Source organism: Diaphorobacter sp. MNS-0 (genome assembly GCF_019602835.1).
GTDB classification, from domain to species: domain Bacteria; phylum Pseudomonadota; class Gammaproteobacteria; order Burkholderiales; family Burkholderiaceae_C; genus Diaphorobacter; species Diaphorobacter nitroreducens.
Genome location: NZ_CP080761.1, coordinates 1279766 through 1300647, shown reverse-complemented (window position 1 = coordinate 1300647; position 20882 = coordinate 1279766). Strand labels below are relative to the sequence as shown.

The window sequence follows — 20882 nt, the reverse complement described above, 5'->3', positions numbered from 1 at the left end:
CGCATCACTAACGCGCGCGACTCCCGGCGACACACGGCTTTCAGGCGGTCTTGGCGGCCTCGCGATAAACCAGCAAAGGGGCCTTGTTCTCTTCGATGGTGGCCTCGTCCACCACCACCTTTTCCACGTTGGAGACGTTGGGCAAGTCAAACATGGTGCCAATCAACGCTTGCTCAAGAATGGAGCGCAAGCCGCGGGCACCCGTCTTGCGTGCGATGGCTTTTCGCGCGATGGACTTCAACGCAGCGGGACGAATTTCCAGCTCAACGCCTTCCATCGCCAGCAACTTGCTGTACTGCTTGACCAAGGCGTTTTTGGGCTCGGTGAGGATTTGCACCAGCGCGTCCTCGCTCAGTTCGGCCAGGGCTGTGACCACGGGCATGCGACCCACCAACTCTGGAATCAGGCCGAATTTGATGAGGTCCTCAGGCTCGATATCCTGAAACACCTCGGTCAAAGAACGCTGCTTCTTGCTACGCACTGCCGCGCCAAAGCCAATACCGGAAGCTTCAGTACGGTTCTCAATGACCTTTTCCAGCCCAGCAAACGCACCACCACAAATGAACAGAATGTTGGTGGTATCGATCTGCAGAAAATCCTGATTGGGATGCTTGCGTCCACCTTGTGGAGGCACGCTCGCCATGGTCCCCTCGATGAGCTTGAGCAGCGCTTGCTGCACACCTTCACCTGAGACATCCCGCGTAATACTGGGGTTGTCGGATTTGCGCGAAATTTTGTCGATTTCGTCGATGTAGACAATGCCCCGCTGGGCACGTTCCACATCGTAGTTGCAGCTTTGCAGGAGTTTCTGGACGATGTTCTCCACGTCCTCTCCAACATAGCCGGCTTCCGTCAGCGTGGTGGCGTCAGCCATCACGAAAGGCACATCGAGCTGCCGCGCCAAGGTCTGCGCCAGCAACGTCTTGCCCGACCCCGTAGGGCCGATCAACAGGATGTTGCTCTTGGACAGTTCCACCTCGTCCTTACCGGCCTTGTCCTTGTGGCGCAGGCGCTTGTAGTGGTTGTACACGGCGACGGCCAGCGTACGTTTGGCCTTTTCCTGGCCAATCACGTAATGATCGAGGTTGGTCTTGATTTCCGCAGGCGTAGGCAGATCTCCGCGGCCTTCGCGTCCGGCATCGCCGGTGGGCAGCTCATCACGGATGATCTCGTTGCACAGGTCAATGCACTCGTCGCAGATAAAGACCGACGGACCGGCGATCAGCTTCTTTACTTCATGCTGGCTTTTACCGCAAAAAGAGCAGTAAAGGGTTTTTTCGCTGGAGGAGCCTTTTTTCTCGGCCATGGGGGCAATGCCTTATGACTGGGGATGTTGTCAAGATGATAACGAAATAAAAACGGCGTTTCCCACAGGGGGAAACGCCGCGCGCGCCGGCCAAAACTCAGGGGCGCTTGGCAATGACCTGGTCCACGATGCCGTAATCCTTGGCTTCGTCCGCGGTCATGAAATAGTCCCGCTCGGTATCCGCCTTCACCTTCTCGATGGGCTGTCCCGTGCGCTCCGCCAGGATGCGGTTCATCTGATCCTTGGTACGCAGAATGTCGCGGGCGTGGATCTCGATATCCGTCGCCTGTCCGCGGGCACCGCCCAGCACCTGGTGGATCATGATTTTGGAGTTGGGCAGCGAATAGCGCTTGCCCTTGGCCCCTGCAGCCAGCAGGAAAGCCCCCATGCTCGCCGCAAAGCCGCAGCACAGCGTGGACACATCCGGCTTGATGAACTGCATGGTGTCATAGATGGCCATGCCCGCCGTCACGCTGCCACCCGGGGAGTTGATGTAGAACGAAATATCCTTGTCCGGGTTCTCGCTCTCAAGGAACAGCAGCTGCGCAACCACCAGGTTGGCAGTCTGGTCATTGACCTCACCCACCAGGAAGATCACGCGCTCCTTCAACAGGCGCGAATAAATGTCGTAGGACCGCTCGCCGCGGCCGGACTGCTCAATGACCATGGGGATCATGCCCAGGGCTTGCGTTTCCAATGCGCTCATACGTTTCTCCAGTCAGGCGGATACTGTACCCAGAAAATGAATTGGGGCTTGTGCCGCAAAGCACAAGCCCCGCCGGGTTTCGTCCTCACCCCTGGGTCAAAGCCCGGGGCAAGGGCCAGCTACTCAGGCCTGGCCCATCAGTTCATCGAAGGACACGGCCTTGTCGTTCACCTTGGCCTGGCCCAGCACGAAGTCGGTCACATTGTTCTCGATGACCACGGCTTCCACCTCAGCCAGGCGATTGCGGTCGCTGAAGTACCAGCGCACCACGTCCTCAGGCTTCTCGTAGCTGGCAGCCAGCTCGTCCACGTGGGCCTTCAACTGCTCCGGCTTGGCCTGCAGGTTATTGGCACGCACGAGTTCGGCGACCACCAGGCCCAGGCGCACGCGGCGCTCGGCCTGAGGGCGGAACACGTCCTCGGGGATTTCGGCCTTGTCGGCGTCCTTGATGCCGCGCTGCTTGAGGTCAGCGCGTGCAGCTTCCAGCAGGCGGGCAATTTCAGCCTGCACGCTGGCTTTGGGCAGATCCAGTTCCGCTTTGGACACCAGAGCGTCCATCACGGCTTGCTTGTTGCGGGCCAGCAGGCGGAATTTGACTTCGCGCTCCAGGTTCTTCTTGATGTCGGCGCGCAAGCCTTCCACCGTGCCGTCGGCAATGCCGAGCGACTTGGCCAGTTGCTCATTCACCTCGGGCAGGTGGGCCGCTTCGATCTTCTTGACGGTCACCATGAAGTCGGCCGTCTTGCCAGCCACGTCCTTGCCGTGGTAGTCCTCGGGGAAGGCCAGGGGGAAGGTCTTGCTCTCGCCCGACTTCATGCCGCGCACTGCGTCTTCGAATTCCTTGAGCATCTGGCCCTCGCCCACCAGGAACTGGAAGTCCTCGGCCTTGCCGCCCTGGAAGGGCTCGCCGTCGATCTTGCCCTCGAAATCCACCGTCACGCGATCGCCGTCTTCTGCAGCAGCGGCCAGGGCACGCTGTGCAAAGGTACGGCGCTGCTTGCGCAGGATGTCCAAGGTCTTGTCGATGGCGCTGTCGGTCACTTCGGCGGAGAGCTTCTCGACTTCCGCGGTGGACAGATCGCCGATCTTGACCTCGGGGAACACCTCGAACACGGCCTCGAAAGTCACTTCGCCTTCAGGCGCGCCGTCCTTCTCCGTGATGCGGGGCTGGCCTGCCACGCGCAGGTTGGCTTCATTGGCGGCCTGTGCAAACGCCTCGCCCACCTTGTCGTTCAGCACTTCGTATTGCACCGAATAGCCGTAACGCTGAGCCACTACGCTCATAGGGACCTTGCCGGGACGGAAACCATCCATCTTCACCGTACGGGCCAGGCGCTTGAGGCGCGCGTCCACTTCGGTCTGGATCGTGGTCAGGGGCAAGCTCAGCGTGATCTTGCGCTCAAGCTTTTCAAGGGTTTCAACAGTTACGGCCATGGTTGTTCCTAGTGTCTGGATGCGGACCGTGCCGACTTGCAGTGCAAGCCTGCACCACGTTCCGCCAAAGTCTCACGTTGGTGCGCGGGGGGGGACTCGAACCCCCACACCATTGCTGGCGTCAGGACCTAAACCTGGTGCGTCTACCAATTTCGCCACCCGCGCAGTTCTGAAAGCCACCCGGATGGCAGGCACAGCAGGCCACCCCGGTGAAATAGGTCAAACGGCAGATTTTACCCTGTTGCGGCCCGCCTTTAAATGGAATCGGTTATCGGCGTTCCGGGATCGGGCCGCCGCACACGAAACCACGCGGCGTACATCGCGGGCAGTGCCAGCAGCGTGAGCACCGTGGCCACGACCAGTCCACCCATGATGGCCACAGCCATAGGCCCCCAGAACACGCTGCGCGACAGCGGGATCATGGCGAGCACCGCCGCCGCCGCCGTCAGCACGATGGGCCGCAGGCGCCACACGGCCGCCGCCACGATCGCGTCCCACGCCGGCACGCCGGCCGCACGGTTGAGCTCGATCTGGTCGATCAGGATCACCGAATTGCGCTGGATCATGCCCATGAGAGCGATAACCCCCAACAGCGCCACAAAGCCGAAGGGCCGGTTCAGCAGCAGCAGCGCCGCCGCCACTCCCGCAATCCCCAACGGGCCGGTGAGGAACACCAGCACGGAGCGGCTGAAGCTGTGCAGCTGCAGCATCAGCAGCGTGAACACGATGAACAGCATGACGGGCACGCCCGCCACGATGGAGGCCGAGCCCTTGCTGCTCTCCTCCACCGCACCCGCGACCTCGATGCGCACGCCGTTCTCACCGGCCTCCTGCCAGCGGGCCTCCAGCGCGCGCAGCTCGGGCAGCAGTTGCGCCGTGACGGTGGCGCCCTGCAGCCCCTCCACCAGGTCGCCCTGCACGGTGATGGCGTAGTTGCGGTTCCAGCGCCACATCACCCCCGGCTCCCAGGTGAACACGGGCCTGGCGATCTGCGTGAGCGGAATGGAGCGGCCCGAAGCCGTGGGCAGGTAGGCGTTGCCGATGTCGGAGATCGCCTCGCGCTCGTCCTGCGCCTGGCGCAGCACGATCTCGATGAGCTTGTCTCCCTCGCGGTACTGCCCCACCGTGGAGCCGCTGAACATGATGCGCGAAGCCTGGGCGATGGACTGGCTGGTCACTCCCAGCGCGCGCGCCTTGTCCTGGTCCACCTCCAGGCGAACCACCTTGACCGACTCGTTCCAGTTGTCGTTCACGCCGATCAGGTTGGCGTTGCCGCGCATCAGCGCCTTCACCTCGTCGGCGCGCTCGCGCAGCACGGCCGGGTCGCTGCCCACCACGCGGAACTGCACCGGGTAGGGCACGGGCGGGCCGTTGGGCAGCAGCTTCACGCGGCCGCGTGCCTCGGGGACCTCCTCGGCCAACAACCGGGGCAGGCGCAGGCGCAGCGACTCGCGCTCGGGCAGGCTCTTGGCCAGCACGATGAACTGCGATACGTTGGGCTGGGGGAACACCTGGTCCAGCGGCAGGTAAAAACGCGGGGCGCCCGAACCCACCCACGCGGCCACGCTGGCCACGCCTTCCTGCTCCATCAGCCGCTGCTCTACACGGCGCACCACGGCCTCGTTGGCTGCGAAGGAGGTGCCCTCGGGGAACCACAGGTCCACCATGATTTCCGGCCGGCTGGAGTCGGGGAAGAACTGCTGCTGCACGCGCCCCATGCCCACCAGCCCCAGCGCGAAGATGCCGATGGTGGCGCCGATGGTGATCCACCGGTGCGCCACGCACCAGTCCACCATGTGCCGGAAGCGGTGGTAGAAAGGCGTGTCGAACACCTCGGGCGGCGGCGCGTCGGGCGCATGCGGCTTCACCTTTAGCAGCAGCGTGCCCAGGTAGGGCACGAAATAGACCGACACGATCCACGACAGCACCAGCGAAATCACCGTCACCGCGAAGATCGCGAAGGTGTATTCGCCCGTGACCGACTTGGCGATGCCGATGGGCAAGAAACCCGCAGCCGTGATGAGCGTGCCGGTGAGCATGGGCTTGGCCGTCACGGCATACGCAAACGTGGCCGCGCGCACCTTGTCGTAGCCCTCCTCCATCTTGCGCACCATCATCTCCACGGCAATGATGGCGTCGTCCACCAGCAGCCCCAGCGCGATGATGAGCGACCCCAGCGACACCTTGTGCAGCCCTATTCCCAAATAGTGCATGGCCAGGAAGGTCACGGCCAGCACCAGCGGGATGGTGATCGCCACCACCAGGCCCGGCCGGTAGTCCACGTGCCAGCCAAAACGCCCGCCCTTGTGCAGCCCCAGCGAAATGAAGCTCACGGCCAGCACGATCACCACGGCCTCGATCAGCACCTTGATGAACTCGCCCACCGAATCGGCCACGGCCGCTGGCTGATCCTGCACCTGGTGCAATTGCACGCCGGCCGGCAGCCGCGCCTGGATGTCGGCCGCTGCAGCGCGCAGCGCCTTGCCCAGCCGGATGATGTCGCCACCCTTGGCCATGGAGATGCCCAGGCCGATGACCTCGTGCCCCTGGAAGCGCACCTTCACCCCCGGCGGATCGACATAGCCCCTTCGCACCTCGGCGATGTCGCCCAGGCGCAGCTGGGCTCCAGAGCCGCCGCGGATCGGCATGTCGCGCAGCTGCTCCACGCTGGTGAACTGCCCGCCCACGCGCACCTGCACCACATCCTGCGGCGACTGGATCGCGCCCGCGCTCTCCACCGCATTCTGCGCACCCAGCTGCTGCAACACCGCGTTGAAGTCCAGCCCCAGCTGCGCCAGACGCTTTTGCGAGACCTCGACCCAGACGCGCTCGTCCTGCACGCCGAACTGCTCGACCTTGGCCACATCCTTCACGCGCAGCAGCTGCTGGCGCACGTCGTCGGCGAAGTCCTTCAGCTCGGCATAGCTGAAGCCCTCACCCTGCAGGGCGTAGATCACGCCGTACACGTCGCCGAACTCGTCGTTGAAGAACGGCCCCTGGATATTGCCCGGCAACTGGTAGCGCATGTCACCCACCTTTTTGCGCACCTGGTACCAGATGTTGGCCACCTCCGCCGGCTTGGACGAATCCTTGAGCTCGAAGATGATCTGCGACTCGCCCGGCTTGCTGTAGCTGCGGATCTTGTCGGCGTAGGGCACCTCCTGCAGGGTGCGCTCGATCTTGTCCGTCACCTGCTCGGCCACCTGCTGCGCCGTGGCGCCGGGCCAGTAGGTGCGCACCACCATGGCGCGGAAGGTGAAGGGCGGGTCTTCGTCCTGCCCCAGCTGAAAGTACGCGGCGATGCCCAGCACCATCAGCACCACCATCAGGTAGCGCGTGAGCGCGGCATGTTCCAGCGCCCAGCGCGACAGGTTAAAGCCCTGCTTGGGCTGCGTCTGCTGCATGGGGCGGCTCCTCAGCGAGCGGCAGCGGAGGCCGCTGGCGCTTCATTATTAATAGCTGATAGCGCTTGTCCTTCGGGCGTTGGAGCCGTTTTTGGCTTGTACACCGTCACCACCTGTCCCGGCGCCAGCACATGCACGCCCGTGGCCACCACCCGCATGCCGGGGGTGAGGCCGGCGGCGATCACGGCCTCGTTGCCGTCGGCCGTGGCGATCTGCACCGGCTGCAGGCGCACGGTGCCGGTGGCACTGCCGTCCTTGGCCTCATAGACCCACACCACCGTCTGGCCGCCCTCCTGGCGCAGGGCGCTGGTGGGCAGCTTGATCGCCTGCACGCCGCTCCGCGCCAGCACCTGCGGCGCCACATACACGGTGGCGCCCAGCGGCGGCACGTCCGCGCCCTCCACCGCCACTTTCACGAGGAAGGTGCGCGTCACCGGATCGGCGCTGGCCGCCACCTCGCGCACCCGGCCCTGCAGCAGCGCGTCGCCCGACCAGGCGCGCACCTGCACGGCCTGCCCTGCGCGCAACTGGCCCACCTTGTCCTCCGGCACCGAGAACACCGCGTCGCGCGGGCCGTCGCGTGCAATGCGCACCACCGGCGTGCCCGCAGACACCACCTGGCCGGGCTCGGCGTCAACCGACGTCACCACCCCCGGCGCATCCGCCACCAGGCGCGTGTACTCGGTCTGGTTGCCCTGGGAAGCGAGCTGCGCGCGCGCCTGGTCCAGCGAAGCCTGCGCGGCCTTCAGCTGAGCCTGGCGCCGGTCCAGCTCCGCCCCGCTGATGAAGTTCTGCGCGCGCAGCTTGGAAAAGCGCTCGAAATCCGCCGCGGCCAAATCACGCTGCGTGGTGGCGGACGCCACCTGGGCGCGCGCGGCCTGCGCAGCCAGCTCATAGTCGCGCGGATCCAGCTGCGCCAACACCTGGCCGGTCTGCACGCGCTGGCCCAGCTCGGCCTGGCGCTGCACGATCTTGCCGGCCACGCGAAAACCCAGGCGCGATTCCACGCGCGCGCGCACTTCGCCCGCGTATTCCAGGTGCATCTGCAGGGGCGCCACGCCGACGGTGAGCAGTTTCACCGCGCGCACCGGCTCTGGCGCCGGCTCGCGGCGCGAACATCCCGCCAGCGCCAAGGCAGCCACTGCCAGCACCAGTGCAGCACCCGCCACGCCGCCACGCGGCGGCCACAAAAAAACCCCGCGGCGGGGTTGCAATGAAGACGGGCCCGGCAGGCCCGCGGCGCGCTGTGCGACAGGGTGGGTCATGGAAACATCCGGCATGCCAAATTACTGACTGACTGGTTAGTAATCTATGAGAGGCCGGTCGCTCTTGTCAAGCACGACAATGGCCGCGTGAAGCATCCCGAGTCCCCCGCCCCCCTGCGCGATCCGCGCACCGCGCCCGCCGAGGCGCCGCCGGTCACGCACTACGAGAACTTTCCCGTGGCTTCGCTGCTGTGCCCGCCACGGCTGCGTCCGCCGATCGCCGCGATCTACGCGTTTGCGCGCACGGCCGACGACATTGCCGACGAGGGCACGGCCACCGCCGACGAGCGCCTGGCCGACCTGCGTGCCTACCGCGCCGAGCTTCAATCCGTGGCGGCCGGGCACTCCCCCCAGACGCGCTGGGCCGCCGTGTTTGGGCCGCTGCAGGCGGTGTTGCGCAGCCACCAGCTGCCCGTGCCGCTGCTGGACGACCTGCTGGACGCCTTCATGCAGGACGTCACCCTGACAGAGGCCGGCGCCACCTACCCCGACCGCGGCTCGCTGCTGGACTATTGCCGCCGCTCGGCCAATCCCGTGGGGCGTCTGCTGCTGCACCTGTACGGCGTGCACGGGCAGGACGCACTGCGCGAGAGCGACGCCATCTGCACCGCACTGCAGCTCATCAACTTCTGGCAGGACCTGAGCGTGGATCTGCCCCGCGGGCGCCACTACCTCACCGATGCCGACTGCGCCGCCCATGGCGTGGCGCGCGCGGACCTCGCGGCGCAGCGCCGCTCCGCCGCCAGCGACCGACTGGTGCTGGACTGCGCCGCCTGGGCCCGCGCTCTCATGCTCCAGGGCAGCCCCCTGGTACACCGGCTGCCCGGCCGTGTGGGGTGGGAGCTGCGCCTGGTCGTGCAGGGCGGTCTGCGCATTCTGGACAAGGTGCAGGCGCTGGATGGCGCCAGCCTGCTCGCGCGGCCGCGGCTGGGCACGCTCGACTGGCCCCGCATGCTGGCGCGCGCCGCGCGCATGTAAGGGCCGCCCCACCGGCTGCAGCAGCGCGAGCACGCGGGGGTCAATGGGGCCCCATCACCGCATCGCGCGGCGCGCGTGCAACCCTCAGGCCACCCAGCGCCCGGCCCATTCGGCGCGGGCCTGCGCATGGCGCAGGATCTGCGCCAGCGCCTGCGGCACTTCGGCCGCCGCACGGTTGTGCATGCGCCGCGTCGCGGCCTGGTAGCGCGGCAGGTCGGCCAGCAGGGCCTGCACGCCCGATGCGATGGACCGGAAGCTCGGCAACACCAGTCCCAGGCCCTGCTCACCCACCCATTCCGTGCAGTAACGCTCCTGCGGCATGGTCCACGCATTGCGCGTGACGATGGGCGGCAGCCCCATGTGCACCGCCTCGCTCAGGCTGCCGCTGCCCGGCTTGCCGATGAAGAAGTCCGCCAGCTGCATGACGCGCGCCATCTCGCGCGTGTATTCGAGCACCACGGTAGGCGCGTTGCGGCGCAGCGCGCGCAGATCCTGCGCCAGGGCCGCGTTGCGCCCGCACGCCAGGATCAGCGGGGTGTCCGTCAAGCGGCGGGCTATCGTCACCATCTCCCTGGAACCCTCGGAGCCGAAAAGCACCAGCCCCACGGGACGCTCGTCCAGCCCCAGCCGCGCCCGCTCGGCGGCACGATCCTGGTCCACCGGCGCATGGAACTGCGCACTCAGCACCATGCCCGAGGTTTCCCAGATGCGGTGGGGCGGAAGGTCCGCAGCGCGCGCCTGGTCCACGGCATAAGGCGAGCCACAGACCACGATCTGCTGGGTTTGCGGCTCCATCCAGAAGCTGGGCGGGCAATCGGCCAGATCGGTCATCACCGTGACGTAGGGCACGCCTGGCAGGGCCTGCTCCAGCGCGTCCGCCATGGCGCGGTTGAAGTTGGGCACCAGCGACACCACCATCGCCGGCCGGCGTGCCGCCCAGTGCCGGCGCAGCGACTGCATGAGCCGCTGGTGGTTCCAGCGGATCATGCCCTGCAGCAGGCGCAACTCGTGCGTCAGCCCCAGCGTCCAGCCCCGGGCCAGGCGCTTGTTGTAGACGTCTTCCGGTTCCATGCCCGTCCACTGGCGAAAACGCGCGTTCGGGTCCAGCACCTCGAAGAGATTGGTGCGGCACACCTGCCACGGCAGCCCGGCGCGGGCGATGGCCGCTTCCAGCGCCAGCGCGGAGGTGCGGTGTCCGCCCCCGGCATTGAAATAGATCAGCTCGACCAACGGGGCAGCTTCAGGCGCCATGGACTTCAATCCGTAGTGACAGGAATGGGTTGCGGTAGTTGTGCGCCGCTCTTGCGCTGCACGGGCATGTGCTGCGCCCAGTGCAGGATCTCCAGGCGCCCATCGGCGTGCTCGGCCAGCGCGCTGAGGCTTTCCACCCAGTCGCCATCGTTGGCATACAGGATGCCGTCGATGTCTCGCAGCTCCGCATGGTGGATGTGCCCGCACACCACGCCGTGCAGGCCGCGCTTGCGCGCTTCGCGCGCCACCGCGTTCTCGAAGTCGCCCACGTAGCTCACGGCGCGCTTGACCTTGAGCTTGAGATATTTGGACAGCGACCAGTACGGCAGCCCCAGGCGCGCGCGCAGGGTGTTCAGGTGCCGGTTGAGCTTGAGCGTGAATTCGTAGAGCGAGTCGCCCACATGGGCCAGCCACTTGGCGCACTGGATCACACCGTCGAACAGGTCGCCATGGATCACCCACAGCGCGCGGCCGTCGGCCGTCTCGTGCACCCAGTCCTCGGCGACGGCAACACCGCCGAAGTTGAGCTGCACATAACGGCGCGCAAACTCGTCATGGTTGCCGGGGATGAAGATCACGCGCGTGCCCTTGCGGGCCTTGCGCAACAGCTTCTGCACCACGTCGTTGTGCGCCTGCGGCCAGTACCACTGGCGGCGCAGTTGCCAGCCGTCGATGATGTCACCCACCAGAAACAGCGTCTCGCACTCGGTGTGCTTGAGAAAGTCCAGCAGCGCCTGCGCCTGGCAGCCGGGCGTGCCCAGGTGCAGATCGGAGATCCAGAGCGTGCGGTAGCGCAGCGGGGGGCGCGCCGGGTCGCATGCATCATCCGCCGGGTCGTCCGGCGGCCGGGCCGCGGAGGATTTCCAGGCGTTCAGGAAGGCATCGTCGCGCATCATGAACAGGCATGGTGGGCCGGCGCCACGACAGCGGCATGACATTTCCACGTCTGGCCAGTGACGTTGCGGCGGCGCAGCGCTCAGGCCCTGCGCCCCGCATGTTTCCCCCGCGAGCCCCGCCCAGGGCCATGGGAGAATCACGCCCCCATGAGTCCTGAACAGTACGTCCAGCAAAAGGCCGCCGCCTCCGGCAGCAGCTTCTACTACGCCTTCCTCTTCCTGCCGCGCGAGCGGCGTACGGCCATCACGGCCTTCTACGCCTTTTGCCGCGAGGTGGACGACGTGGTGGACGAAGTCTCCGAAGCCAGCGTGGCCCAGGCCAAGCTGGCCTGGTGGCAGGGCGAGGTGGCCAAGGCCTTTGCCGGGCAACCCAGCCACCCGGTGATGCAGGCGCTGATGCCGCATGCGGCCGCCTACGGCATCGAACAGCGCCACCTGCTGGCCGTGATCGAGGGCTGCCAGATGGACCTGGAGCAGACGCGCTACCTGGACTTCGCGGGCCTGGCGCGCTACTGCCACCTGGTGGCCGGCGTGGTGGGCGAGGTGGCGGCGCGCATCTTCGGCCAGCAAGATGAGCGCACCACGCAGTACGCGCACAAGCTGGGCCTGGCGTTCCAGCTCACCAACATCATCCGCGACGTGGGCGAGGACGCCATGCGTGGGCGCATCTACCTGCCCATTTCCGAGCTGCAGCAGTTCGATGTGAAGGCGCACGAGATCACCAAACGCGAGTACTCCGAGCGTTTCACCACGCTGATGCGCTTTCAGGCCGAGCGCGCGCACCTCTTCTACGACCAGGCACTGGCGCTGCTGCCCGACGTGGATCGGCGCGCGCAGAAGCCCGGCCTGATGATGGCCAGCATCTACCGCACGCTGCTGCGCGAGATCGAGGCCGACAACTTCCAGGTACTGCACCAGCGCACCAGCCTCACGCCGCTGCGCAAGTTCTGGCTGGCCTGGAAGGTGCAGGCGCTGGGGATGATGTGAAGGTTGCCATCGTCGGCGCCGGCTGGGCCGGCATGGCCGCGGCCGTGCATGCGGTCCAGGCGGGCCACGCGGTCAGCGTGTTCGAGGCCAGCCGCACCCTGGGCGGGCGCGCGCGCGCCGTGGCCGCCCAGCGCGCGGACGGCTCGCCCCTGGTGCTGGACAACGGCCAGCACATCCTCATCGGCGCCTATGCCGAATGCCTGCGCCTGATGCGCGCCGTGGGCGTCACGCCCGACTCCGCCCTGCTGCGCCTGCCCCTGGCGCTGGTGTTCCCCGACGGCAGCGGCCTGGCCCTGCCCGATGCCCCGCCGCCCTGGGATGCGCTGGCCGGCATCGCCCGCGCACGCGGCTGGAGCCTGCGCGAGCGTGCGGCCCTGCTGGCGCGCGCCGCACGCTGGCGGCTGGCGGGGTTCCGGTGTGCACCGGGCACCAGCGTGTCGGACTTGTGCGCAGGCCTGCCGCAGCGGCTGGTGGACGAGTTCATAGCGCCGCTGTGCGTGTCGGCGTTGAACACGTCCGTGCAAGATTCCTGCGGCCAGGTGTTCCTGCGTGTGCTGCACGACAGCCTGTTCGCCGGCCGGGGCGGCTCCCACCTGCTGCTGCCGCGCACCGACCTGGGCGCGCTGTTCCCCGAGCCCGCGGCGCACTGGCTGCAGCAGCGCGGCCACGCGGTGCACCGCGGCCAACGCGTGCAGGCACTCGCACGCGACGAGGCCGGCTGGCGCGTGGACGGCTGCGCGTTCGACGCCGTGCTGCTGGCCACCAGCAGCACCGAGTCCGCCCGCCTGGTGGCCGAAGCCGCCGTGCCCGCAGCCGAGCGCCCCGCCCTGCAGACCTGGGCCGCCGGTGCGCAGGCACTGCGCTTTGGCGCCATCGCCACCGTGTATGCCGAACTGCCGGGAGCGCGCACCCCGCTGCTGCCCCGCCCCATGCTGGCGCTGCGCGCGCGCGCACAACGGCCCGCGCAGTTCGTCTTCGACCGCGCGCTGCTGGGCGGCCCGGCCGGGCTGTTGGCGTTCGTGGTCAGCGCCTTCGAGGGCGAGCGCACCGCGCTGGAGCGCGAGGTGCTGGCCCAGGCGGCCGAGGACCTGGCCCTGCCCGGCCTGCGCGCGGTGCAGACGGTGGTGGAAAAGCGCGCCACCTTTGCCTGCACGCCCGCCCTGGCGCGCCCGCCGCGCGTGATTGCGCCCGGACTGCAGGCCTGCGGCGACTACGTGGCAGGGCCCTACCCCGCCACGCTGGAGGGCGCGGTACTGCACGGCGCGGCAGCCGCGCAGGATTTAGGCCAAAACAGCCTCTAGCGCTTATCCACCAAGCGCTAACAGCTATCGTTTAAGGAGCATCTCAGGCGGCCGCTGCACGGACTCGCGCGGCAGCACGTCGGCCAGCGTGAGCACCTCCAGCCCCGTGTGCGCCCACAGGCGCTCCAGCGGCGGGGTGCGCGCCAGCAGCAGGCGCTGCACCAGCGGCTCCATGTGCGTGGTGGCTGGCTCGGCCAGCAGCACGTAGCGTGCGTCGGCTGCGTCGGACCCATCGGCGGCCGTCTCGTCCACCCGCACCACCCAATCCAGCGCCGCCAGCACCGGCAGCACGGACCCCACCTGCAGCACATCCACGCGCAGCCGCTGGGCCAGCTCCAGCACGCTCAGCCCGTGGGGCGGTTGCTGGCGCGCGCGGTGCAGCTGCTGCAGCACCTCCACGGCCAGCAAGAAGGCCCAGCCCTCGCCCGTGGCGCAGCGCGCCACGCCGGCAAGCAGGCTCGGCAGATAGGCGGCCACCACCGCACCCAGCAGCACGATGACCCAGGCCACGTACACCCACAGCAGCAAGATGGGCAGCGTGGCGAACGTGCCGTACAGCACCGAATAGGTGGGTACCGACGCCAGGTACAGCGACAGCACTTTCTTGGCCAGCTCGATGCCCACGGCGACGAACACCCCGCCCGCCCAGGCGTGGCGCCAGTGCACCTGGGTGTTGGGCACATAGCGGTACAGCGCCGCCATGCCGGCGGCCAGCACGAAGAACTCGATCGCATCGAACAGCAGGCGCGCTCCGCCCGGTAGCGTGTCGCCGATACCGCGCGACGCGGCGCTGGCGACCGAGGTGGTCAGCGCCAGGCTGGCCGCCAGCACCAGCGGACCGAGCGTGAGCGCAGCCCAGTAGATCAGCACGCGCTGGCCCAGCGGGCGCAGGCGCTGCACGCGCCAGATGTTGTTGAGCGTGCGGTCGATGGTGAGGATCAGCGCCAGCGCCGTCACCATGAGGATGGACAAGCCCGCCGCTCCCAGGCCATGCGCCTTGGCGGCGAACTGCGTGAGGTAGCCCAGCACCGGGCGCGAGATGCTGTCGGGCACCAGGCTGTCCACCAGCCAGCGCTGCAGCACGAGCTGCATCTCGGCAAACATGGGGAACACGGTGAACATGGCCAGCGCCACCGTCACGAACGGCACCAGCGACAGCAGCGTGGTGAACGTGAGGCTGCTGGCCGTCAGCCCCAGGCGGTCCTCGCGAAAGCGCTCGCGCAGCGTCTGCGCGGTGGTGCGCCAGGGGAAGTGGGAAAGCTCCACCAGCCACTCCTCGGCACGCACTGCAATGGACTGTAGGGACAACGACATGACCGATATGATGCCAGCCCCATGCATCGCGAAACCCTGCCCCCCGCCCCCGCCCTGCACATCGCCACCGACGTGGCGGCCACGCGCTGGCTGGCCGTGGGCAGCCTGGCCGCGCTGATCGTGCTGAGCCTGGCCTGGGAGCTGTGGCTGGCGCCGGTGCGCCCGGGCGGCTCGTGGCTGGCGCTCAAGGCCCTGCCGCTGGCGGTGCCGCTGGCCGGGTTGCTCAAGCGGCGCATGTACACCTACCGCTGGGTCAGCCTGCTGGTGTGGCTGTATTTCACCGAAGGGGTGGTGCGCGCATGGAGCGACCCGGCGCCCGGCAACTGGCTGGCGGGCCTGGAGATCGTGCTGTGCCTGCTGCTGTTCACCGCCTGCGCGCTGCATGTGCGGCTGCGCCAGCGTGCCGCCAAGGCGGCCCGCGCCGCCGCGCCTGCCTGAGCGTGCTGAGCCTCTGCCTGACATCGACCGGATTGACCGCCATGACCACTGCCCTGCTCGACACCCTGCGCCGGATCGTCGGCGCCGCCCATGTACTGACCGAGGGCGACCTTGCCGCCTATGAACAGGACTGGCGCAAGCGCTCCCATGGCAAGTCCCTGGCCGTGGTGCGCCCGGGCTCCACGGCCGAGGTGGCAGCAGTGGTGCGCGCCTGTGCCGATGCCGGCGTGGCGATCGTGCCGCAGGGCGGCAACACCGGCCTGTCGGTGGGCAGCACGCCCGACGGCAGCGGCACACAGGTGGTGCTGAGCCTCACGCGCATGAATGTGGTGCGCGCCATCGACCGCGACAACCTCACCATGACGGTGGAGGCCGGCTGCATATTGCAGGCCCTGCAGGAGACGGCCGAGAAAGCCGATCTGCTGTTTCCGCTGTCGCTTGCCGCAGAAGGCAGTTGCACCATCGGCGGCAACCTGTCCACCAATGCCGGCGGCACGCAGGTGGTGCGCTACGGCAACACGCGCGAGCTGTGCCTGGGCCTGGAGGTGGTCACGCCCCAGGGCGAGGTGTGGAACGGCCTCTCGGGCCTGCGCAAGGACAACACCGGCTACGACCTGCGTGACCTGTACATCGGCAGCGAAGGCACGCTCGGCATCATCACCGCGGCCACCATGAAGCTCTTCCCCCAGCCCGCCGCGCAGCTCACCGCCTGGGCCGCCGTGCCGTCGATGGCGGCGGCCGTGCGCCTGCTGGGCCTGTCGCATCAGCACCTGGGGGCCGGGCTCACGGGTTTCGAGGTGATGGGGCAGTTTGCACTGTCGCTGGTCATCAAGCACATGCCGCAGCTGCGCGTGCCGTTCGCCGGGCTGGACGGCGCGCCGCCCTACTACGTGCTGCTGGAAAACAGCGACAGCGAATCCGAAGAACATGCGCGCCAGCGCTTCGAGGCGCTGCTGGAACTGGCCTTCGAGGACGGCTGCGTGCTGGACGCCGTGGTCGCCGAGAGCCTGTCGCAAGCGCATGAGCTGTGGCATATCCGCGAGAGCATTCCGCTGGCCCAGGCCGAAGAAGGCCTGAACATCAAGCACGACATCTCGATCGCCGCGTCGCGCATCCCCGCGTTCGTGGAGCACACCGATGCGCTGCTGCAGCGCGAGATTCCCGGCGTGCGCCTGGTCAACTTCGGCCACCTGGGCGACGGCAATCTGCACTACAACGTACAGGCGCCCGCGGGCGGCGATGCGCGCGAGTTCCTGCGCACGCAGGAGGACCGCGTCAACGCCCTGGTGTACGACGCGGTGGCGCAGTTCGACGGCTCGTTCTCGGCCGAGCACGGCGTGGGCGTGCTCAAGGCCGACAAGCTGGTGCAGTACAAGTCGCCCGTGGCCTTGGGGCTGATGCGCGCCATCAAGCAGGCCCTGGACCCGCAAGGCATCATGAACCCGGGCTGCATTCTTCAAAAATGAGAGCTGTTGGCGATTGTCTAGCAAGCGCTGGAGCCACTTTTCATTCAAGACCATGACCCCACGCCCCATCCGCCACCAATACGAAGACCTGATGCGCCATGTGTTCGAGCACGGCACGGCCAAGGGCGACCGCACGGGCACGGGCACCAGGAGCGTGTTCGGCCACCAGATGCGCTTTGACCTGGCCGAAGGCTTTCCCCTGGTGACCACCAAGAAGGTGCACCTCAAGTCCATCATCCTGGAGCTGCTGTGGTTCCTGCGCGGCGACAGCAACGTGCGCTGGCTGCAGGAGCGCGGCTGCACCATCTGGGACGAGTGGGCGCGCGACGACGGCAGCCTGGGCCCCGTGTACGGCGTGCAGTGGCGCAGCTGGCCCACGCCGGACGGCGGCCACATCGACCAGATCCAGCAGGTGATCGACACCCTCAAGACCCACCCCGACAGCCGCCGCATCATCGTGAGCGCCTGGAACGTGGCCGAGCTGGACCAGATGGCGCTCATGCCCTGCCACGCGTTCTTCCAGTTCTACGTGGCGCCATCCCAGGTGGCTGGTGAGCCGGGCAAACTGAGCTGCCAGCTCTACCAGCGCAGCGCAGACATCTTCCTGGGCGTGCCGTTCAACATCGCGTCGTACGCGCTGCTCACGCACATGGTGGCGCAGCAGTGCGACCTGCAGGTGGGCGACTTCATCTGGACCGGCGGCGACTGCCATATCTACAGCAACCATTTCGAGCAGGTGCAGACCCAACTGGCGCGCCAGCCCTATGCCTACCCGACGCTGCAGATCAAGCGCCGGCCCGCATCCATCTTTGATTACGCCTACGAAGACTTCGAAGTGGTGGGCTATGAACACCACCCCGCCATCAAGGCGCCGGTGGCGGTGTAGCCAGTCTTTTCATTAACTTAAATACCAAGCAATATCAATGGCTAAGTTTTTGAACACTAGCGCAACCAATTATTTTCTAGAAGAACTAATCAAAGATGCTAAAGATCGCTTAGTTTTAATCAGTCCTTTTTTAAAACTTAACGATCGAATCAAGGAGCTTCTAGCAGACAAAAACAGGCTTAAAATTGATGTAAGAATCGTTTACGGAAAAAGCGAACTCCAGCCTGAGGAAATTTCCTGGCTAAATGACCTCACTTACATCCGCACAAGCTTTTGTAAAAATTTGCACGCAAAATGCTACATAAACGAATCGTTTTGCATTGTAACAAGCCTAAATCTCTATGAATTCAGTCAAGTCAATAATAACGAAATGGGAGTTTTATTTAATCGCACCGATGATCCAGAACTTTATCGCGACGCCTACGAAGAGGCTCAACGCATTATCCGGATCAGCGAAGAGGTAAGAATATCTTTAGAGCGGATAAATTCAAAAGATTCCGAAGAAACTACAGAGGAAGAACCGGGAAGTAAATTAACTTCATCCAAAATAGCAGCCAAACACGGCCTTAAAACAGCTCAGTTCATTGAACGTCTGATTGGCACAGGGCATCTAGAACTCAAAGATGGGAAGCCCCACCTCACGGCTAAGGGTAAAGATGCAGGTGGCGAGTACAAATTCAGTAAAAAATTTGGCTCTTACTTTATCTGGCCCGACGATTTGCAATTCGAATAGCAATGCAAACTGCCCTCATCTACGCGCGCGCCGCCAACGGCGTGATCGGCAAGGACGGCACCATGCCCTGGCACCTGCCCGAAGACCTGGCGCATTTCAAGGCGCTCACCCAGGGCCACCCGGTGATCATGGGCCGCAAGACCTGGGACTCGCTGCCCCCGCGCTTTCGGCCGCTGCCGGGCCGCGCCAACATCGTCGTGACGCGCCAGGCCGACTGGCAGGAAAGCGGCGCCCAGCGCGCGTCCAGCCTGCCTGAGGCACTCGCCTTGGCCCAGCAGTCCGGCAGCACCACGGCATGGGTCATCGGCGGCGCGCAGATCTATGCCCAGGCCCTGCCCCTGGCCACGCGCGTCGAGGTCACCGAGATCGCACGGGACTACGAGGGCGATGCCTACGCGCCGGCCCTGGGACCGGAATGGGTGGAAACGGCCCGCAGCAGCCATGTGGGCGCGGGCGGCCTGCCCTACGCCTTCGTGACCTTCGAGCGCCGCGGCTGACGCCCGCGCACTTCTCACTATATTTTTGATAGCTGCTTGCGCTTACTGCAAAAGCGCTGGAGGCCAAAAACATGCAAATCGCCACCTGGAACATCAATTCCCTCTCCGTGCGCCTGCCGCAGGTGTTGGCCTGGCTGGAGGCCAACCCCGTGGACGCCATTGGCCTGCAAGAGCTCAAGCTGGTGGACGAGAAATTCCCGCACGACGCCTTCGAAGCAGCGGGCTACCACGCGGTGTGCTTCGGCCAGAAGACCTATAACGGCGTGGCCATCCTTAGCCGCACGCCGCTGCGCGACGTGGTGCGCAATATCCCGGGCCATGGCGACGAGCAGGCCCGCGTCATCGCCGCTACGCTAGATACGCCTGAAGGCCCGCTGCGCCTGGTGAACTGCTACTTTGTGAACGGCCAGGCGCCAGGGACCGAGAAGTTCAGCTACAAGCTGCTGTGGCTGGAGGCGCTGCGCGACTGGCTGCGCACCGAGCTGGCCGCGCATCCGCGACTGGTGCTGGTAGGCGACTTCAATGTGGCTCCCGAGGACCGCGACTCCTTCGATCCCGTGGGCTTGAAGGACACCATCCACCACACGGTAGAGGAGCGCCAGCACTTCCAGGACCTGCTGGGGCTCGGCCTGACCGACGCCTTCCGCCTGTTCGATCAGCCCGAGAAGAGCTATTCGTGGTGGGACTACCGCATGCTGGGGTTTCAGAAGAACCGCGGGCTGCGCATCGACCACATCCTGGTCAGCGCTGCGCTGCGACCCTCCGTGACGGCCTGCCGCATCGACCGCGCGCCGCGCAAAAATCCGCAGCCCAGCGACCACGCGCCGGTCGTGGTATCGCTGGGCTGACAGGTGGCCGACGCGGGCGACAGGCGCCCGCGCTGAAGGCCATCAGGACGCGGCCTGGTAACGGTTGCGCAGCGCGCGCACTTCGTTGTGGTTGCGCTTCACGCCCTGGGCCTGGCGCTCGACCAGGGTGCGCACGGCGGGTGGCAGTGCGTTCTCCAGCGCCTTGTTGTAGCGGGCCACGGCCACGTCCTCGCCGCGCTCGCACTCTTCCAGCACGGCCTTGTCGTCATAGGTACTCAGCGCCGCCTTCACCGACACCCAGCCGCGGTGCAGCGCGCCGGCCATGGTGCCGCCGCTGGAGGGCTCGCCGCCGTGGCTGCGGATCGCGCTCTCCAGTTCCGTGGCGGCGGTTGCGCATTCCTGGGCGCGGCGCTCCAGCAGGCTCTTGAGTTCGGGCGATTCCGCACGCTCGGCCGAGGTGCGAAACCCGTACTCGCCGTCGCGGCTGCATTCCAGCAGATCGTCCAGCACGTCCACCACGTCCTCGTTGTCCATCAGCGTGGCGCCTGCCGCGGTGCCCGACGCGGTCACCGTGGGGTTGCGGCGCACGCGATCCCACGCGGCGCGCGCGGCGGGCTGGGCCTGCGCCCATTCCAGCGAGCTTTGGGCCCGGGCGCGGCCCCAGTCGCGCGACAGTTCGGGCTCTACCGTTTCAAAGTCACCGGGGTAGCGGCTGGCGGCGCTCCAGCCCAGCTCATAGGCGGGGCGGTATTCTTCGTAGGCCCGGCCGGTCACGTAGTACGGTTCGCGCTGGTAGGTTTCACGCCAGTAGGCGTCCTCGGCCGTAGGGTTGACCGCCTCGGCCGCCGCCTTGCCGGCCAGACCGCCGACAATGGCTCCCGCCACACCGCCCACAGCAGCACCGATGGGGCCGCCGATGGCGCCCGTGGCGGCGCCCGCAACGGCTCCGCCCGCGGCGCCTACGCCCGTGCCGATGGGGTGGGCCCCCGGTTCATTGGTCAGGGGGTCACGATTGGCATCCTTGAAATCCGACATGTATCGACTCCGGTTGGTTGAACAATGAATTCATTGTTGAAGCCCCCCGGGCACCATCGGGTCGGTGACGGCATCCCCTGCCTGTAGGACTCACGCGCACGCTGTGCATGCGCGCCACAAGGTCTTATGCTATCGAATCAATAGCTTCTAGCGCTTGTCCTCAAAGCGCCAGCGCC

Annotated in this window: 18 protein-coding genes and 1 tRNA gene; 9 read left to right on the top strand and 10 right to left on the bottom strand. The window is 66.5% G+C overall.

Annotated elements, in window-relative coordinates:
• Nucleotides 1-40 precede the first annotated feature (40 nt).
• From clpX to K2L43_RS06185, 6 genes are all read right to left on the bottom strand, one after another.
• Nucleotides 41-1306: an ATP-dependent Clp protease ATP-binding subunit ClpX gene (gene clpX / locus K2L43_RS06210; protein ID WP_011804642.1), complete on the bottom strand. Its 1266-nt coding sequence runs from the start codon at nucleotides 1304-1306 to the stop codon at nucleotides 41-43.
• Nucleotides 1307-1403: 97 nt separating this feature from the next.
• A complete protein-coding gene (gene clpP / locus K2L43_RS06205) occupies nucleotides 1404-2012 on the bottom strand; it encodes an ATP-dependent Clp endopeptidase proteolytic subunit ClpP (protein ID WP_015912823.1) in 609 nt (202 codons plus the stop codon).
• 123 nt (nucleotides 2013-2135) lie between these two features.
• A complete protein-coding gene (gene tig / locus K2L43_RS06200; RefSeq protein ID WP_047351258.1) occupies nucleotides 2136-3446 on the bottom strand; it encodes a trigger factor in 1311 nt (436 codons plus the stop codon).
• 78 nt (nucleotides 3447-3524) lie between these two features.
• A tRNA-Leu gene (locus K2L43_RS06195) sits at nucleotides 3525-3611 on the bottom strand.
• A gap of 89 nt (nucleotides 3612-3700) precedes the next feature.
• Nucleotides 3701-6850: an efflux RND transporter permease subunit gene (locus K2L43_RS06190; RefSeq protein ID WP_220638717.1), complete on the bottom strand. Its 3150-nt coding sequence runs from the start codon at nucleotides 6848-6850 to the stop codon at nucleotides 3701-3703.
• Between the two features lie 11 nt (nucleotides 6851-6861).
• On the bottom strand, nucleotides 6862-8115 hold the full coding sequence (locus K2L43_RS06185) for an efflux RND transporter periplasmic adaptor subunit (protein ID WP_220638716.1): 1254 nt from the start codon (nucleotides 8113-8115) through the stop codon (nucleotides 6862-6864).
• Between the two features lie 87 nt (nucleotides 8116-8202).
• Here K2L43_RS06185 and hpnC point away from each other — a divergent pair, with 87 nt between their 5' ends.
• Nucleotides 8203-9093 carry a squalene synthase HpnC gene (gene hpnC / locus K2L43_RS06180; protein ID WP_220638715.1) on the top strand — a complete coding sequence of 297 codons (891 nt, stop codon included), beginning with the start codon at nucleotides 8203-8205 and terminating at the stop codon, nucleotides 9091-9093.
• An 84-nt stretch (nucleotides 9094-9177) separates the two neighbouring features.
• Here the strand turns inward: hpnC and K2L43_RS06175 are convergent, their stop codons facing one another.
• Complete coding sequence (locus K2L43_RS06175) at nucleotides 9178-10344, bottom strand: glycosyltransferase (protein ID WP_220638714.1); 1167 nt, start codon at nucleotides 10342-10344, stop codon at nucleotides 9178-9180.
• 5 nt (nucleotides 10345-10349) lie between these two features.
• Nucleotides 10350-11240: a UDP-2,3-diacylglucosamine diphosphatase gene (locus K2L43_RS06170; RefSeq protein ID WP_015912818.1), complete on the bottom strand. Its 891-nt coding sequence runs from the start codon at nucleotides 11238-11240 to the stop codon at nucleotides 10350-10352.
• Between the two features lie 147 nt (nucleotides 11241-11387).
• Between K2L43_RS06170 and hpnD the strand changes: the two genes are divergently transcribed.
• Both hpnD and hpnE read left to right on the top strand, forming a co-directional pair.
• Entirely contained in the window at nucleotides 11388-12227 is an 840-nt protein-coding gene (hpnD, locus tag K2L43_RS06165) for a presqualene diphosphate synthase HpnD (RefSeq protein WP_011804634.1), read from the top strand.
• Nucleotides 12224-13528, top strand: coding sequence for a hydroxysqualene dehydroxylase HpnE (gene hpnE / locus K2L43_RS06160; RefSeq protein WP_220638713.1), 1305 nt, complete (start codon nucleotides 12224-12226; stop codon nucleotides 13526-13528). The genes hpnD and hpnE overlap by 4 nt, the downstream gene beginning before the upstream one ends.
• A gap of 24 nt (nucleotides 13529-13552) precedes the next feature.
• Here hpnE and K2L43_RS06155 read toward each other — a convergent pair whose 3' ends face one another.
• Nucleotides 13553-14842 carry a YihY family inner membrane protein gene (locus tag K2L43_RS06155; RefSeq protein ID WP_172206596.1) on the bottom strand — a complete coding sequence of 430 codons (1290 nt, stop codon included), beginning with the start codon at nucleotides 14840-14842 and terminating at the stop codon, nucleotides 13553-13555.
• A gap of 21 nt (nucleotides 14843-14863) precedes the next feature.
• Between K2L43_RS06155 and K2L43_RS06150 the strand changes: the two genes are divergently transcribed.
• The 6 genes from K2L43_RS06150 to xth all read left to right on the top strand — a co-directional run bounded on the left by K2L43_RS06150 (nucleotide 14864) and on the right by xth (nucleotide 19710).
• Nucleotides 14864-15280 carry a DUF2069 domain-containing protein gene (locus K2L43_RS06150; RefSeq protein ID WP_220638712.1) on the top strand — a complete coding sequence of 139 codons (417 nt, stop codon included), beginning with the start codon at nucleotides 14864-14866 and terminating at the stop codon, nucleotides 15278-15280.
• 41 nt (nucleotides 15281-15321) lie between these two features.
• Nucleotides 15322-16746, top strand: a complete 1425-nt coding sequence (locus K2L43_RS06145) for an FAD-binding oxidoreductase (RefSeq protein ID WP_220638711.1) — start codon at nucleotides 15322-15324, stop codon at nucleotides 16744-16746.
• Nucleotides 16747-16798: 52 nt separating this feature from the next.
• The gene (locus K2L43_RS06140; protein ID WP_047351250.1) at nucleotides 16799-17632 is read left to right on the top strand and encodes a thymidylate synthase; all 834 of its coding nucleotides are present in this window, start codon (nucleotides 16799-16801) and stop codon (nucleotides 17630-17632) included.
• Between the two features lie 37 nt (nucleotides 17633-17669).
• Nucleotides 17670-18365 carry a phospholipase D family protein gene (locus tag K2L43_RS06135; protein WP_011804628.1) on the top strand — a complete coding sequence of 232 codons (696 nt, stop codon included), beginning with the start codon at nucleotides 17670-17672 and terminating at the stop codon, nucleotides 18363-18365.
• Between the two features lie 2 nt (nucleotides 18366-18367).
• On the top strand, nucleotides 18368-18862 hold the full coding sequence (locus K2L43_RS06130; RefSeq protein WP_220638710.1) for a dihydrofolate reductase: 495 nt from the start codon (nucleotides 18368-18370) through the stop codon (nucleotides 18860-18862).
• A gap of 71 nt (nucleotides 18863-18933) precedes the next feature.
• Entirely contained in the window at nucleotides 18934-19710 is a 777-nt protein-coding gene (gene xth, locus K2L43_RS06125) for an exodeoxyribonuclease III (RefSeq protein WP_011804626.1), read from the top strand.
• A 42-nt stretch (nucleotides 19711-19752) separates the two neighbouring features.
• On the opposite strand, the gene K2L43_RS06120 is transcribed toward xth, so the two are convergent.
• Entirely contained in the window at nucleotides 19753-20706 is a 954-nt protein-coding gene (locus tag K2L43_RS06120; protein WP_220638709.1) for a PA2169 family four-helix-bundle protein, read from the bottom strand.
• Nucleotides 20707-20882 lie beyond the last annotated feature (176 nt).